Below are 15,485 nucleotides of genomic sequence, written 5' to 3'. Positions count from 1 at the left end.
GACAGCTTTTTATCCATTTTGCAGATTTCGCATGCGTAGCGGAATTTGTCGCTCTATAAAGCGCCTATCGAACAGCCTTTGTGCGGCCTGGACGACGCATCAACGGAGTAACTAATGGCAAGCATCAACTACGATAAGATGTCGGTGAAGGAGCTGACGGATCACATTGCGCGCGCGCAGAAGGCGCTGAACGCGGCAAAGGATCGTGAGCGCTCCGAGCTGAAGCACAAGATTGCGTCTTTGGCTGAAAATGCGGGCTTTTCTGTTGGTGAGCTGTTCGGTGCGCGCGGCCGCGGCAAGGCCGTCGCCGTTAAGTACATGAACCCCGACAACCGCTCCGAGACCTGGACCGGCCGTGGCCGCAAGCCGAATTGGCTGGTGGCAAAGCTGAGCAAGGGTGCGAAAATCACCGATTTCGCTGTCTGATTTTTCTTGGTCGTAGAAGAGATTTAACGTGCGCCGCCGTAACCTCATTCGAAGGTCGGCGGCGCGTCGCTTTTAATGCGGCTCGTCGCGGCGATTGGACGCATAAGGAACATTGCGGAGCCGTCGAGTTGCTCTCGGATTGGCCACCCCCTTGGCAGGGCTGGCTGCGGATACAAGGACTCCGAAATAAAGGACGGGTTGGAGCATAAAAAAGCGCGGGTATTATTTACTCCGCCGACAAGGCGAGATGGCCATACTTCGGCCGCGCCCATTTCGGATCTGATCCACCCCACCCAGGGCTCGCGCATTGCCGGCTCGAGCAGGCCGGAAACGCCGAAGCAGGGACCGCCGGTAGGGCTCTCGAAAGAACGTTTAGCACTCACCGCTTGACACTGCTAGTACCCGTCCTCATATAGGCGCTGCGCAACGGGCGATCCTCCCTGACAGGACGCTGGCGCGTGCAACCTTCCAGGCGGCGACACCCGACCGTCCGCGGAATTTCTGCACAATATCAACAATTTCGTATCATGAGGGTTTACCCATGAAGTTCCGTCCCTTGCATGACCGCGTTGTCGTGAAGCGCGTCGAAGAGGACACCAAGACCGCTGGCGGCATCATCATTCCCGACACGGCCAAGGAAAAGCCCCAGCAGGGCGAAGTCGTCGCTGTCGGCCCTGGCGCCCGCGATGACCAGGGCAAGATCGTTGCCCTCGAGGTGAAGCCCGGTGACCGCGTTCTGTTCGGCAAGTGGTCCGGCACCGAGGTCAAGATCGACGGCGAGGATCTCCTCATCATGAAGGAGAGCGACATCCTCGGCATTCTCGAAGGCAAGTCGTCGGCCAAGAAGGCTGCTTAATCGAAATCCCCCCAAATTTCTAACGGAGTGCCAAAGATGGCAGCTAAAGACGTAAAGTTTTCGCAGGACGCTCGCGAGCGCATGCTGCGCGGTGTCGACATCCTCGCCAACGCGGTGAAGGTGACGCTCGGCCCCAAGGGCCGCAACGTCGTGATCGAGAAGAGCTTCGGCGCCCCCCGCATCACCAAGGACGGCGTGACGGTCGCCAAGGAGATCGAGCTCGAGGACAAGTTCGAGAACATGGGTGCGCAGATGCTGCGCGAGGTCGCGTCCAAGACCGCTGATCTCGCTGGCGACGGCACCACCACCGCCACCGTTCTCGCTCAGGCGATCGTCAAGGAAGGCGCCAAGTCGGTTGCAGCCGGCGCCAACCCGATGGACCTGAAGCGCGGCATCGACCTCGCTGTCCAGGCCGTCGTCGACGAGCTCAAGGCCAAGGCGAAGAAGGTCACCTCCAACGACGAGATCGCCCAGGTCGGCACCATCTCCGCCAACGGCGACACCGAGATCGGCGCCAAGATCGCCGAGGCCATGAAGAAGGTCGGCAACGAGGGTGTCATCACCGTCGAAGAGTCGAAGAGCCTCGAGACCGAGCTCGACGTCGTCGAGGGTATGCAGTTCGATCGCGGCTACCTCTCGCCCTACTTCATCACCAACGCCGACAAGATGATCGCGGAGCTCGACAGCCCGTACATCCTCATCCACGAGAAGAAGCTCTCGGGCCTCCAGGCCATGCTGCCCGTGCTTGAGGCTGTGGTTCAGACCGGCAAGCCGCTCCTCATCATCGCTGAGGACGTCGAGGGCGAGGCGCTTGCCACGCTCGTCGTCAACAAGCTGCGCGGCGGCCTCAAGGTCGCGGCCGTCAAGGCTCCGGGCTTCGGCGATCGCCGCAAGGCCATGCTCGAGGACATCGCGATCCTCACCGGCGGCACCGTGATCTCCGAGGACCTCGGCATCAAGCTTGAGACCGTGACGCTCGACATGCTCGGCCGCGCCAAGCGCGTGTCGATCGACAAGGAAAACACCACCATTGTCGACGGCTCGGGCAAGAAGGCCGACATCGAGGCCCGCGTGAAGCAGATCAAGGCTCAGATCGAGGAGACCTCGTCTGACTATGATCGCGAGAAGCTGCAGGAGCGCCTTGCCAAGCTCGCTGGCGGCGTGGCCGTCATCAAGGTCGGCGGCGCCACTGAGGTCGAGGTCAAGGAGAAGAAGGACCGCGTCGACGACGCGCTCCACGCCACCCGCGCGGCTGTCGAGGAAGGCATCGTTCCGGGCGGCGGCGTGGCCCTGCTCCGTTCGATCAAGGCCATCGACGCGCTCAAGGTCGAGGACGAGGATCAGAAGGTCGGCGTCAACATCGTGCGCCGCGCTCTTCAGGCTCCGGCCCGTCAGATCTTCCAGAACGCGGGCGAGGACGGCTCGGTCGTCGTTGGCAAGATCCTCGAGAACTCGAAGTACAACTTCGGCTTCAACGCTCAGTCGGGTGAGTACGTCGACCTCGTGTCGGCTGGCGTCATCGACCCGGCCAAGGTCGTCCGTTGCGCGCTTCAGGACGCGGCCTCTGTCGCTGGCCTCCTGATCACCACCGAGGCGATGGTTGCCGACAAGCCCAAGAAGGACGCGCCCGCCATGCCGATGGGCGGCGGCGGAATGGGCGGCATGGGCGGTATGGACTTCTAATTTAAGGAAGTTCACGCCTCGCTGCGATGCGAATGAAGGCCGGAGCGGTTCGCCGCTCCGGCCTTTTGACGTTCTTGGGCCCTCTTGCGATCGCGGGCAGGAGCCCCACATGCCAAAGTCAGTGAGATCTGAAACGAGCAAAGGGAGGTCACCATGCTCGCAATCGAGATCGAGGAGCACGCGCGCAAGCTGATGGAAGTGCAGGGCCCGAAGGCCATTGCCGAGGCCGCGCAGAAAGCCCGCACCTTCGAGGAGCAGGGTGCGGCGGAGCAGGCTGTGACCTGGCGCAAGATCGAGCAGGCCATGCTGCGCCTTCAGGGCCCGCGCGCGAAGTAGTCCGCGGCCTGCGGCCTACGTTCTATTCGCTTTGACAAGGTCGGAAAGCGCACGCGCAAGCAGAAGCTCGTCTTTCGGAAAATCTTCCGAGATCCACCAGTCTTCGAACGCGCGCACGACGCGCCCGATGGCCGGACCTTCGGAGAGTCCCACCTTCAGCAGGTCCGCGCCGCGAACCGGAAGCGTGGGAACCCGCCATCGGTTCGGCAGCACGAAGCGTCCGCGCCACCCGGAGTCGTCCGCGGCTGCTCCGCTCCGTGCCCACGCGAGAAGAACGCCGTCGCGAAAAGCCTCGACACCGAACCGGTAGAGATAGGCGCGCGCCTCGCGCTCCGCCGTGTCTGGGTGAAAGGCAGGTTCAGGGAGAGCGAGCCGCGAGAGCCGGTCCGCCTCCGCGTTCGAGAGGCGAAGCCTTGCGGCTAAGTCTGCAAGCACTCGCCCCGGCCTCGGATGCGCGAGAGCCGCGAGCCCGAGCACGGGATCGTTGTCGCGGGAAAGACCGGCCTCGATAGCGCAAAGCTTGGCGAACGTCGGCACGTCGCCCTCCGCACCGACGAGCTTCTGCACGAGACCGGCGTCCGCCATCACGGCAACAGTTTCCACCGCATGGGGTGCCGCGAGCAGCCGAAGCAGTTCTGCCCGGATGCGCTCGGCCGAAAGCTGATCGAGACCGGACGCGAGCGCGATCGACGCGGCGAGGCCGTCGGCGTCGGGCCGGCCCGATGCATATTCGGCCGTGAAGCGGAAGAACCGCAGAATGCGCAGATAATCCTCGCGAATACGGTCCTCGGCATTGCCGATGAAGCGAACGCGGCGTGCGAGCAGGTCCTCGTATCCGCCAAGCGGATCGTGAACGGTGCCGCTCGCGTCGCAATAAAGCGCGTTGATGGTGAAGTCGCGCCGCTGCGCGTCCTCGGCCCAGTCCGTGGTGAACGTGACGCGCGCCTTTCGCCCGAAGGTCTCGATGTCCCGCCGGAGCGTCGTCACCTCGATCGGCTGATGGTGGGCAATGACGGTGACAGTGCCGTGCGCCAAGCCGGTCGGCACGGCGCCGAGCCCGGCCGCTTCCGCGATCCGGATAACGTCGTCGGGGAGCGCAGTGGTGGCGATGTCGACGTCCTTCACGGGCTTCCCGAGCAGCGCGTTGCGGATCGCTCCGCCCACGACGCGCGCGCCGTATCCGCCCTGCTCGAGCGCGCCGAGCACGGCCCGCGTGCCTGCGCTCGAAAGCCACGGAGCACCCGCGAGGCTCGGGGGCACGGGATCACGCGTGTCGCTGCTCATCGTATGCTCACTCGATATGGCTCGGGACGATCTTTCCGTCCTTCATGATCGAGGGCTGGTAGTGCTGGCCGGGCTTGCCGCCCGAGGACGTCCCGAAGATCGCGAGCGTGACGATGACGAGCAAGGCCCCGCTCGCGAACAGCCAGAGGAGCGGAGCGTCATCGAGAATGCCCGAGAACGACCGGGACCCGTCCGTTTCGTCACCGGTCTCGGCCTTGGAGCGCGAGAACAGCACCCAGGCCGCGTAGAGCAGGGTCGGCAGCAGGAACAGCAGGAGGTTCTCGATAACCGTTCGGATCATTGTGCAAAGAGCCTCTCGCGCATGTTGCGAAGGATACCGGCAGTCGCGCCCCAGATGAAGCGATCGCCGAACGGAACGGCGAAGAAATGCCGCTCGCGGCCGCCGATCGTGCGTGTGTGACGCTGATAATTGCCCGGATTCATCAGGAATGGCAGAGGAACCTCGAAGGTATCGGCAACCTCGTTCTCGTCGAGCCGTAGTTTGGCTTCCGCGCTCACGAGCGCGATCACGGGCGTGATGCGAAACCCTGTCCCCGTGAGATAGCGGTCGAGAGTCCCCAGAGGCTCGACCAGCGCAGGATCGAGGCCGATCTCCTCCTGCGCCTCGCGCAGCGCCGTTGCCAGCGGATCGACGTCGAAGGGTTCGGTCTTGCCGCCGGGAAAAGCGATCTGCCCCGCGTGCGCCGTCAGATGGGCCGTGCGTTGGGTGAAGAGGAGCGTGATCTCGGGTCGCGCGATCGCCGGAATGAGGACGGCCGCCGGACGCGCCGCCTGCAAGGCGTCGACGCCGGGCCCCGCCGCTTCGGGCAGAAGCTCGGGATTGAGGTCGAAATCGCTGGGTTCGCGCCGCGATTCCCCAAGGGTGCCGTCCGCCGCGGGAAAGGCCACCGGAGGCGGGCTCAGCACCCGTTGCGTCAGGTCCCGGAAACCTTCGGGCGTAAAGACATGAAAATCGGAGGTCGTCGATTGAAGCATTGGGGTTTATTCCAGGATCGCCGTCGGGCCGGCAACTCATTCATTGCTTTGGACCCTAGCAGCTCGTGAGCCAAAACATGAGTCTCCTCAAGGGGCTGGCCATGACGCTCCCCTCGGGTCAAGGCTTCGAACTCCCGGCCGGCCGTATCGTGAGAGGCGGTGCAGGTAAATGCCGCATTCTCACGCTAACGCCCCATTTTGGTGCCACCAGAGTATTTTCGAACTGGAAACCTGTTCGCCCTAGATCTTGTTAGTGAGCTATCGGCCTCGTTATTGGCCACGGAGCGCGATCCCGGGCCACGGGACCAGACCTACGCTCCGATGCGTGCTGCGTTTCGTTCATGTGCTGGCGTGAAGGGCCGGACGCAGAGGTCCGCAAGTATCGCCTTCAGCAATTCGGCGCGCCGCGCGCCCTTTCGGAGGAATCCAACGCGATGATGCGCGTTTCGAGGATGATGAGCCCCCCGACCTTTTGTCCTGCGTGTGCGCGCGGTCTGCGCCCCGTTCTATCCGCTTTGCTGGCGATCGCGGGAGCTTGGCTCCTCATGGCGCCGGGCGATGCCGTCGCTGCGCCGCGCAGCCAGGAAGTTTTCCTGAAGTCGCTGTCTCCCCCAGACCGCAAGCTGTTCGAGGACTATCTGTCGGCCAAGGCCGTGCATGACTTCAAGAGCGATGCCTATTGGCGTGAGGTGACGGACAAGCGCGCTCTGAGGCGCGGCAAGAAGGGCCGCGGCGAGGAGATCACGAGCCGCGACTACGTCAAGACCTTCCCGCCGAAGTACGACGGCCCGGAGCTGCCTGCGGCGCTCGCCAAGCGCTGGGCCGCGTTCCAGGAGCAGGATCAGAAGGAGAAGGACAAGGAGCCGCCGAAGCCCAAGCCCGGCGTCGCCGAGTTCCTCGCCTTCGCCCGCGAGGAGTACGCCTTCACTCCGGAGCGCATTCCCGAGGCGGAGTTCAAACTGCGCTATGCGCGTGAGGCGACCGCGCTCGGCCTCACGGGCGATCAGGTGGTGCGCGTATACGCGCTCGAGACGAGCGGCCTCGGAACGGCCGACATGGTCTCGGGCATCCATCCCATCAAGAAGACCGGAACGCCGATCTCGACGGCCATCGGTTACGCCCAGCTCCTCGTCGCCAACACCACGGACGAGCTGGTGAAGCATGGTCCCAAGTTCCTCGCCCGCCTGAAGGCGATGGCGAGCGACCGCAACTATGATCCCGCCCGCCGCCGCGCGCTAGCCGAGAAGCACGACAAGCTCGCTACAATGCTGAAGTCGGCGCGCTCCGTGCCCCATCGCTGGGATGCCCACGTCGCCTTCGCGCGCACGCGCAAGGGCATGGGCATCCATGCCATCAACCTTGACGGTGACATCGGCCCCTGGTTGCAGGTTGTGAAGCTGCACGGTCTCAAGGACATGGCGGAGAAAGCGGGCATCGCAGCGCTCACGGGCGCCGAGATCGAGCTGATGAACCTCGCCGGCCCCGGCACCGGCCTCGAGATGATGCGCCCGGCGGCGCGCAATGCGCCCACGCCCAATTTCTTCGAGCGCGGCGCCTACTTCCGCAACACCATCGTCCGCGACAAGACCAGCGCCGAGCTTCTGGTCGCGCTGGATAAGCGCATGGACCAGAACCTCACGAACGCGGGTGCTATCGAGTTCGCGGAAGCATTCCGTCAGGTCTCGCGTGAGGTCGCGTCGGGCCGCTGAGGAGGGGCCGCCCTAGACATTCTTTCTAGGGCCACTTCACCACAGGCGGCAGCGACGAGAGAATGCTGTCCACGTTGCCGCCGGTCTTGAGACCGAACACCGTCCCGCGGTCGTAGAGCAGATTGTACTCCACGTAACGGCCGCGCCGGATGAGCTGCTCCTCGCGGTCCGCCTCCGTCCAAGGCATCGAATAGTTGCCGCGCACGAGCATCGGATAGACGCGCTGGAACGCCCGGCCCACGTCCTGTGTGAACGCGAACGCGGCATCCCATCCGCCTTTGTCCTCCTCGGGAGTGAGGTAGTCGTAGAAGATGCCGCCGATGCCGCGCGGCTCCTTGCGGTGCGGCAGGTAGAAGTACTCATCACACCACTTGCGCAGCTTTTCATAGTCCGCAATGGCCTCGTGTGCCGCGCAGGCGCCATACATGGCGGCGTGGAAGGCGAGGCTGTCGGCGTCGTCCTCCTTCCGCCGCCGGTCGAGCACGGGCGTCAGGTCGGCGCCGCCGCCGAACCACCACTTGCTCGTCACCACCATGCGGGTGTTCATGTGCACGGCCGGCACGTTCGGGTTCTGGGGATGCGCGATCAGCGAGATCCCGGACGCCCAGAACTGCGGGTTTTCCTCCGTGCCCGGAATTTGCTTGCGGAACTCCGGCGCGAATTCTCCGAATACGGTTGAGGTGTGGACGCCCACCTTCTCGAACACGCGGCCCTTCAGCACGCTCATTTTGCCGCCCCCGCCCGGCGCCCCGGTATGGTCCTTGCGCGACCACGGCGTCTGCACGAAGCGGCCGGGCGCCTCACCCCCGAGCTGGGCGGTGGCGGGAAGATCTGTCTCGAGCTGCTCGAAGCGCGCGCAGATCTCGTCGCGGAGCTGCTGAAACCAAGCCTCGGCTGCCGATTTGCGGGCCTCGATGTCGCTTGCCGTCTCGGCCATGGTTGTCTTTTCCTGGTGAGGCGCCCATCTCTCAGGGGCGTCGGGTGGACGAAGGGGTGCCTTGTTTCCGGCACGATAGCGGGTTAGCGCATAGCGCGATCCAGAAGAAACGAGAAGGGGTTTGCGGCGCTTGCAGCGGCAGCGGGCTCACGGATTGCAAAGAGAGACAAGAACGAGCCCATGTTCCGTTGGTTTGAGAGCCGGATAGACCCGTTTGCCCCAGGCGATGGCAGCCGCCCGCCCGAGAAGATAGCGGCTTTCTATTGGCATTACATCCGCCCGGTTTGGCCGCCCTTCGCCGTGCTGCTGGTCGTGGGCTTCCTCGGCTCTCTGATCGAGGTGATGCTCATGGCGTTCGTCGGCAGCCTCGTCGACATGATGCGCGACGCTGCCAACCCGAGGGCATTTTTCGCCGACCACGGCAGCACGTTGCTGTTCATGGCGTTCATCGCCCTGATCGCCCGCCCGGCCTGCTCCACGATCCACGATCTGGTGAAAAACCAGATGATCAGCCCGGCTGTGACGACGCGCATCCGCTGGCAGACGCACACCTACGTCCTTCGCCAGTCGCTGGCCTTCTTCCAGAACGATTTCGCAGGCCGCATCGCGACGCGGATCATGCAGACGGGCCCCGCCCTTCGCGAGTCCGTGGTCCAGGCGGTCGATGCCATCTGGTACATGACGATCCACGTGCTTGGCGCCCTCTACATCTTCTGGGAGGCCGATGCGCGCCTCGTCGTGCCGCTTCTCGTCTGGCTCGCGCTCTATGTCGTCGTGGTCGCCGTGTTCGTACCCCGCATCCAGAAGCTTTCGACGGAGGCCTCCGAGGCCCGCTCCTGGCTGACCGGACGTGTCGTCGACAGCTTCACGAACGTGCTGACCGTCAAGCTCTTTGCCCACGCCGAGCGCGAGGAGGGCTACGCGCGCGAGGCCATGGCGGAGCATCTGAGGCGCCATCAGGCCTCTCTCAGAAACCTCACGGTGATGGAGTTCGTGCTCTACGCGCTCAACGGCGCGCTGCTCGTTTCCGTCTCAGGGTTCGCGCTCTGGCTCTGGAGCAACGATGCGGTGACCATAGGCGCCATCGCCGCGGCGATGACGCTGGCGATCCGTATCATCGCCATGTCGGGATGGATCCTGTTCACCGTCTCGGGCGTGTTCGAGAACATCGGCATCGTGCACGAGGGCATGCAGACCATTTCGCGCGACTACGAGGTCACCGATCGGCCGGGTGCGAAGGACCTCGTCGTGAGCAAGGGCGAGATCGAGTTCGATCACGTCCGCTTCCACTACGGCAAGACCAAAAGCGTGATCGAGGACGTGACGCTCAGGATCGCGCCGGGCGAGAAGGTCGGCATCGTCGGACGCTCGGGCGCGGGCAAGTCCACGCTCGTGAACCTGTTGCTGCGCTTCTACGACGTGGAGGCCGGTCGCATCATGATCGACGGCCAGGACATCGCGGGCGTCACGCAGCAAAGCCTGCGCGCCAACATCGGCCTCGTGACGCAGGACACGTCGCTCCTGCACCGCTCGGTGCTCGAAAACATCCTCTACGGCCGCCCCGAGGCGGTGGAGGCCGACGCCATCGCTGCGGCGAAGCGCGCCCATGCCCATGACTTCATCGCTGGCCTCGAGGATATGCGCGGACGCACCGGCTACCACGCGCAAGTGGGTGAGCGCGGCGTCAAGCTCTCGGGTGGCCAGCGCCAGCGCATCGCGATTGCGCGCGTGCTCTTGAAGAACGCGCCGATCCTGATCCTCGACGAGGCCACGAGCGCCCTCGACAGCGAGGTCGAGGCCGCCATCCAGGAGAGCCTGGATGAGCTGATGGCGGGGAAGACCGTCATCGCCATCGCGCACCGTCTGTCGACCATCGCCGCCATGGACCGCCTCGTGATCATGGACAGCGGCCGCATCGTCGAGCAGGGAACCCACGCGGAACTGCTTCGCAAAGGTGGCATCTACGCAAGCCTCTGGGCACGCCAATCCGGCGGCTTCATCAAGGACGCCGCCGAATAGGGCGCTAAAAGGCTCGAGGGAGCAGCCTCAGGCCGCCTGAGGGCCCGGATCGTCATCCTCGGGCCCAGTAGTCGGTGCCGGATGGCGCATCGCAGCCGTCGGCGGCGGGAACGCCACGACCGACTTGTCCTTCTTCTGGCGGCCGAGGCTCCACTGCAAAGGCTGGATGACCTTCTCGAGACGCAACGGCTCGATGATGCCGCTCTCCGTCCTGAGTGCGAAAATATCTCCCGCTTTGAGACCGAGCAGTGCGAGGCCGCGCATCGTCGTGACCGGAAGCGGCACGGCCGGCCCCGGCGCGCGATCCTGCTCCTGGCGCGTCAGCACGCGATGCTCGCTGCTTCCCCCGCCGACGCTGAACGTGATCTGGCTGTCGATGGTGGCCGTCTGGGGATCGAGCAACTCGGGAAGCACCACCTCCGCCGTTTCGAGCTTCCGCCTCAAGAGCTGCGAGAACGGCGTGTCACGCTGCTGCGCGTGGAGCAGGGTTTCGAGATAGACGTGGTCTTTGGAGATCAATTGCAGGCTTGTCATAGGCAACCTCAATCGGGCCTGGGCGCGTTGCAGCCCGGCCTCGGTAATGTTCAGATTGGGGTGAGAGAACGGGTATCCCTGGCCTCGGCGCGCGAAGGCCCGGCCAGGGCTAAGCACCTGCGATGAGACAGCCTGGATTGAGGTCCCGCGGCGGGACGGTGACGTGAGGCATGGCACCCGTTTCCAATGACGACGCCATCATATCAGATCCGCCCGGAATTGCGACATCGCCGTCGCGCCTCGCGATCGGGGGCAATCGTCGCAGCGTGGAAAGCGGCGCAAAAGAAAAGAGCGGCGTTTCGATCTCGAAACGCCGCTCCGCATTTGTTGAGTCTTTCGCCAGGGATCAGGCGAGATCGAAGCGGTCGGCGTTCATGACCTTGTTCCACGCCGCCACGAAGTCCTTCACGAACTTGTCCTTCGCATCGGCCGAGCCGTAGACCTCTGCAATCGCACGAAGCTGGGAGTGCGAGCCGAAGATCAGGTCCACGCGCGTGCCCGTCCACTTGAGATCGCCCGTCGCGCGGTCGCGTCCCTCGTAAAGGTCCCGGGCGTCCGAAACCGGCTGCCACGCCGTTGCCATGTCGAGCAGGTTGACGAAGAAGTCGTTCGTCAGCGTCTCGGGCTGCTTGGTGAAGACGCCATGCGTGGACTTCCCGGCATTCGCGCCGAGCACCCTCAGGCCGCCGACGAGAACCGTCATCTCAGGAGCCGTGAGCGTCAGCAACTGCGCCTTGTCGACCAGAAGCTCCTCCGCCGAGACCGTGTACTTGCCCTTGAGGTAGTTGCGGAAGCCGTCCGCGATAGGCTCGAGCACGGAGAAGGAGTCGACATCCGTCTGCTCCTGCGACGCATCGGTGCGCCCGGGCGTGAACGGAACGTCGACGGCGAGCCCGGCCTTCTTCGCGGCCTGCTCGACTGCGGCGTTGCCGCCGAGAACGATCAGGTCGGCGAGCGAGACCTTCTTCCCGCCGGACTGCGAGGCGTTGAACTCCTTCTGGATCGCTTCGAGCTTCTGCAGCACGGTTGCGAGCTGAGCGGGCTGGTTGACCTCCCAGTCCTTCTGCGGAGCAAGACGGATGCGAGCGCCGTTCGCGCCGCCGCGCTTGTCGGAACCGCGGAAGGTCGAGGCAGATGCCCACGCCGTCGAGACGAGATCCGAGATCGAGAGGCCCGATGCGAGGATCTTCGCCTTGAGCGCGGAGACGTCGCTCGCATCGATCAGCGCGTGGTCGACCGCAGGAACGGGGTCCTGCCAGACCAGTTCCTCCGCCGGAACCTCCGGGCCGAGATAACGGGAACGCGGCCCCATATCGCGGTGGGTGAGCTTGAACCAGGCGCGCGCGAAGGCATCTGCGAACTGATCCGGGTTCTCGAAGAAGCGCCGCGAGATCTTCTCGTAGGCCGGGTCGAAGCGCAGCGAGAGGTCCGTGGTCAGCATAGACGGCGCATGACGCTTCGAGGGGTCGTGCGCGTCCGGCACCGTGTTGGCGCCCATGCCATGCTTCGGCGTCCACTGATGCGCGCCAGCCGGGCTCTTCGTCAGCTCCCATTCGTAGCCGAACAGGTTCCAGAAGAAATTGTTGCTCCACTTCGTCGGCGTCGTGGTCCAGGTGACCTCGAGACCGCTGGTGATCGTGTCGCCGCCCTTGCCGGTGCCGAAGCTGTTCTTCCAGCCGAGGCCCTGCTCCTCAAGGCCGGCTGCCTCGGGCTCGGGGCCGCAATGGGAGGCCGCGGCCGCGCCATGGGTCTTGCCAAACGTATGGCCGCCCGCGATGAGCGCGACGGTCTCCTCGTCGTTCATCGCCATGCGCGCGAAGGTCTCGCGGATATCCTTGGCCGCTGCGATCGGGTCCGGATTGCCGTCGGGGCCTTCCGGGTTGACGTAGATGAGGCCCATCTGCACGGCGGCAAGCGGGTTCTCGAGGTCACGGTCGCCCGAATAGCGGCTGTTGGGTTTGTCGCTGGTCGCGAGCCAGGCGGTTTCGCTGCCCCAATAGACGTCTTCCTCGGGCTCCCACACGTCCGCGCGACCGCCCGCGAAGCCGAAGGTCTTGAAGCCCATCGACTCCAGCGCGACGTTGCCCGCGAGGATCATGAGATCGGCCCACGAGATCTTCTTGCCGTACTTCTGCTTGAGCGGCCACAGCAGGCGCCGGGCCTTGTCGAGGCTGACGTTGTCCGGCCAGCTGTTGAGCGGCGCGAAACGCTGCTGGCCTGCACCGGCGCCGCCACGCCCGTCGCCGGTACGGTAGGTGCCGGCGCTGTGCCAAGCCATGCGGATGAAGAGGGGTCCGTAGTGGCCGAAGTCAGCCGGCCACCAGTCCTGCGACTCCGTCATCAGCGCGCGAAGGTCCTTCTTCAGGGCCTCGTAGTCGAGCTTCTGGAATTCCTCGGCGTAGTTGAAAGCCTCTCCCATGGGATCGGAGAGGGCGGAGTGCTGATGGAGGATCTTGAGGTTCAACTGGTTCGGCCACCAGTCCCGGTTCGATCTCATCGCGGTGCTTGAGGCGAGGCTAGCCCCGTGTGCCACCGGGCACTTGCCCGGGCCCTTGTCATCCGTTTTTGCGTCCATGTTTTTCTCCGATCGTGTCCGGTAAGTCTGTTGGAGTTGGTGCGAAATCCAGGCTGCCGTCCTTCGCGCGGGTCTAGGCAAAGGCTCTTCGGCGATATTGCCGTGGCAGGGTGACGGCGGTCATGACGAGCTCATCACGGGGGGCTTTAGACGGTGGTGCTCCCTGATGCGCTGGCGGCGCTGACGATCGAGCGTTCCATCGTCCTGGAAGCGGAGGGGCGGAGCGGAGCCATGGTCCGCACATCCCGAATATCCGCGACCGGCGCATCGGCGCGCGTCGTCGGCGTTGGCTTCCTCATTATGTACTCGCCTGTTTAGAGTTGTTCCAGACAAGTAGCGCACCGATGACATAAGAACAAATATTATTGTCGAATAAATACGATAAGAAAAACTGATCTTAAGGATTGGTTTTCCTGACATGTCTCAGACAGCAAAACGCCCGCGGAAGCGAACTTCCGCGGGCGTTTTGTCCGTAAGGTGGCGCGAGTGCGCTTTACATGTCGAAGCCGCCGCCGACCGGACCAGCCGAGGGGGCCGCGTCCTTCTTCGGTGCTTCGGCAATGGCCGCTTCCGTCGTGATGAGGAGGCTCGCGATCGACGCGGCATCCTGGAGAGCGGTGCGCACGACCTTGGCCGGGTCGATGATGCCCTTCTCGATCAGATCGCCGTACTCGTCGGCCTGGGCGTCGTAGCCGAAGTTGGCGCCCTTGCCTTCCAGCACGCGGCCGACGACGATGGAGCCTTCGGTGCCGGCGTTCTCGGCGATCTGGCGGATCGGAGCCTGCAGCGCGCGCTTCACGATGGCGATGCCCGCGGTCTGGTCGTCGTTGTCACCCTTGACCGAGATGGCGTTCGTGGCCTTGAGAAGGGCCACGCCGCCGCCCGGCACCACGCCTTCCTCGACGGCCGCGCGGGTCGCGTTGAGCGCGTCGTCGACGCGATCCTTGCGCTCCTTCACTTCCACCTCGGTGGCGCCGCCGACCTTGATGACGGCCACGCCGCCGGCAAGCTTCGCAAGGCGCTCCTGCAGCTTCTCGCGATCGTAGTCGGACGAGGTCTCCTCGATCTGCGCCTTGATCTGGCTGACGCGGGCCTCGATCTCCTTCTTCTTTCCAGCGCCGTCGACGATCACGGTGTTGTCCTTCGTGATCGAGACGCGCTTGGCGCGGCCGAGCATGTCGAGCGTCACGGTCTCGAGCTTGATGCCGAGATCCTCGCTGATGGTCTGGCCGCGGGTGAGAACGGCGATGTCCTCCAGCATGGCCTTGCGGCGATCGCCGAAGCCCGGAGCCTTGACGGCCGCGATCTTGAGGCCGCCGCGCAGCTTGTTGACGACGAGCGTGGCCAGCGCCTCACCCTCGACCTCTTCAGCGATGATGAGGAGCGGCTTGCCGGTCTGAACGACGGCTTCGAGCACCGGCAGCAGCGACTGCAGGCTCGACAGCTTCTTCTCGTGGATGAGGATGTAGGGGTCGTCCAGCTCCGCGATCATCTTGTCGGCGTTGGTGATGAAGTAGGGCGAGAGGTAGCCGCGATCGAACTGCATACCCTCGACGACGTCCAGCTCGGTCTCGAGGCTCTTGGCCTCCTCGACGGTGATGACGCCTTCGTTGCCGACCCTCTGCATCGCTTCCGCGATCATCTCGCCGATCGCCTTCTCGCCGTTGGCGGAGATGGTGCCGACCTGCGCGATCTCGGCGGAGTTCTTGACCTTCTTCGACTTCTTGCCGATCTCCTCGATCACCTGCACGACGGCCTTCTCGATGCCGCGCTTCAGGTCCATCGGGTTCATGCCCGCAGCGACCGCCTTGAGGCCTTCGCGCACGATGGCCTGGGTCAGCACGCAAGCGGTGGTGGTGCCGTCACCGGCAAGGTCGTTGGTCTTCTGGGCGGCTTCGCGCACCATCTGCGCGCCCATGTTCTCGAGCCGGTCCTCGAGCTCGATCTCCTTGGCGACCGAGACGCCGTCCTTGGTGGTGCGCGGCGCGCCGAAGCTGCGCTCGATCACGACGTTGCGGCCCTTGGGGCCGAGGGTGACTTTGACGGCGTTGGCAAGGATGTCGACACCGCGCAGAATCTTCTCGCGGGCATCGGCGGAAAAGCGGACGTCTTTGGCAGCCATGATGGCAA

General features: G+C 64.4%; 13 protein-coding genes. 6 read left to right on the top strand and 7 right to left on the bottom strand.

Annotated features, from left to right (window positions below; genetic code table 11):
- Nucleotides 1–114 precede the first annotated feature (114 nt).
- The 4 genes from PE058_RS17070 to PE058_RS17055 all read left to right on the top strand — a co-directional run bounded on the left by PE058_RS17070 (nucleotide 115) and on the right by PE058_RS17055 (nucleotide 3,301).
- Nucleotides 115–426: an H-NS histone family protein gene (locus PE058_RS17070; RefSeq protein ID WP_020085292.1), complete on the top strand. Its 312-nt coding sequence runs from the start codon at nucleotides 115–117 to the stop codon at nucleotides 424–426.
- A gap of 541 nt (nucleotides 427–967) precedes the next feature.
- Nucleotides 968–1,282, top strand: coding sequence for a co-chaperone GroES (groES, locus tag PE058_RS17065; RefSeq protein ID WP_020085293.1), 315 nt, complete (start codon nucleotides 968–970; stop codon nucleotides 1,280–1,282).
- A 36-nt stretch (nucleotides 1,283–1,318) separates the two neighbouring features.
- Nucleotides 1,319–2,965: a chaperonin GroEL gene (groL, locus tag PE058_RS17060; RefSeq protein WP_020085294.1), complete on the top strand. Its 1,647-nt coding sequence runs from the start codon at nucleotides 1,319–1,321 to the stop codon at nucleotides 2,963–2,965.
- A gap of 153 nt (nucleotides 2,966–3,118) precedes the next feature.
- A complete protein-coding gene (locus tag PE058_RS17055) occupies nucleotides 3,119–3,301 on the top strand; it encodes a hypothetical protein (protein WP_271028945.1) in 183 nt (60 codons plus the stop codon).
- Nucleotides 3,302–3,316: 15 nt separating this feature from the next.
- Here PE058_RS17055 and PE058_RS17050 read toward each other — a convergent pair whose 3' ends face one another.
- Genes PE058_RS17050 through PE058_RS17040 form a run of 3 tightly spaced genes read right to left on the bottom strand, consistent with a single transcriptional unit; the run spans nucleotide 3,317 to nucleotide 5,581 of the window.
- A complete protein-coding gene (locus PE058_RS17050; protein ID WP_020085296.1) occupies nucleotides 3,317–4,585 on the bottom strand; it encodes a CCA tRNA nucleotidyltransferase in 1,269 nt (422 codons plus the stop codon).
- A gap of 7 nt (nucleotides 4,586–4,592) precedes the next feature.
- Nucleotides 4,593–4,886: a DUF6111 family protein gene (locus tag PE058_RS17045; RefSeq protein ID WP_020085297.1), complete on the bottom strand. Its 294-nt coding sequence runs from the start codon at nucleotides 4,884–4,886 to the stop codon at nucleotides 4,593–4,595.
- Nucleotides 4,883–5,581 (bottom strand): CoA pyrophosphatase, encoded by a 699-nt coding sequence (locus PE058_RS17040; protein ID WP_271028944.1) that lies wholly within the window; start codon nucleotides 5,579–5,581, stop codon nucleotides 4,883–4,885. The genes PE058_RS17045 and PE058_RS17040 overlap by 4 nt, the downstream gene beginning before the upstream one ends.
- A 545-nt stretch (nucleotides 5,582–6,126) precedes the next feature.
- On the opposite strand from PE058_RS17040, the gene PE058_RS17035 reads away from it, so the two are divergent.
- Complete coding sequence (locus PE058_RS17035; protein ID WP_020085299.1) at nucleotides 6,127–7,290, top strand: hypothetical protein; 1,164 nt, start codon at nucleotides 6,127–6,129, stop codon at nucleotides 7,288–7,290.
- Nucleotides 7,291–7,315: 25 nt separating this feature from the next.
- On the opposite strand, the gene hemF is transcribed toward PE058_RS17035, so the two are convergent.
- Nucleotides 7,316–8,227 (bottom strand): oxygen-dependent coproporphyrinogen oxidase, encoded by a 912-nt coding sequence (hemF, locus tag PE058_RS17030; RefSeq protein WP_020085300.1) that lies wholly within the window; start codon nucleotides 8,225–8,227, stop codon nucleotides 7,316–7,318.
- A 180-nt stretch (nucleotides 8,228–8,407) separates the two neighbouring features.
- Between hemF and PE058_RS17025 the strand changes: the two genes are divergently transcribed.
- On the top strand, nucleotides 8,408–10,246 hold the full coding sequence (locus tag PE058_RS17025) for an ABC transporter ATP-binding protein (protein WP_020085301.1): 1,839 nt from the start codon (nucleotides 8,408–8,410) through the stop codon (nucleotides 10,244–10,246).
- Between the two features lie 27 nt (nucleotides 10,247–10,273).
- Here the strand turns inward: PE058_RS17025 and PE058_RS17020 are convergent, their stop codons facing one another.
- The 3 genes from PE058_RS17020 to groL (PE058_RS17010) all read right to left on the bottom strand — a co-directional run bounded on the left by PE058_RS17020 (nucleotide 10,274) and on the right by groL (PE058_RS17010) (nucleotide 15,477).
- Nucleotides 10,274–10,780, bottom strand: coding sequence for a hypothetical protein (locus PE058_RS17020; RefSeq protein WP_271028943.1), 507 nt, complete (start codon nucleotides 10,778–10,780; stop codon nucleotides 10,274–10,276).
- 346 nt (nucleotides 10,781–11,126) lie between these two features.
- Complete coding sequence (katG, locus tag PE058_RS17015; RefSeq protein WP_271028942.1) at nucleotides 11,127–13,355, bottom strand: catalase/peroxidase HPI; 2,229 nt, start codon at nucleotides 13,353–13,355, stop codon at nucleotides 11,127–11,129.
- Between the two features lie 493 nt (nucleotides 13,356–13,848).
- On the bottom strand, nucleotides 13,849–15,477 hold the full coding sequence (gene groL, locus PE058_RS17010; protein ID WP_271028941.1) for a chaperonin GroEL: 1,629 nt from the start codon (nucleotides 15,475–15,477) through the stop codon (nucleotides 13,849–13,851).
- Between the last annotated feature and the right edge of the window lie 8 nt (nucleotides 15,478–15,485).

This window comes from Hyphomicrobium sp. DMF-1, from assembly GCF_027886585.1.
GTDB lineage: Bacteria > Pseudomonadota > Alphaproteobacteria > Rhizobiales > Hyphomicrobiaceae > Hyphomicrobium_C > Hyphomicrobium_C zavarzinii.
Note: the sequence above shows the minus strand (reverse complement) of the source record. Positions and strands in the feature narration are given on the sequence as shown.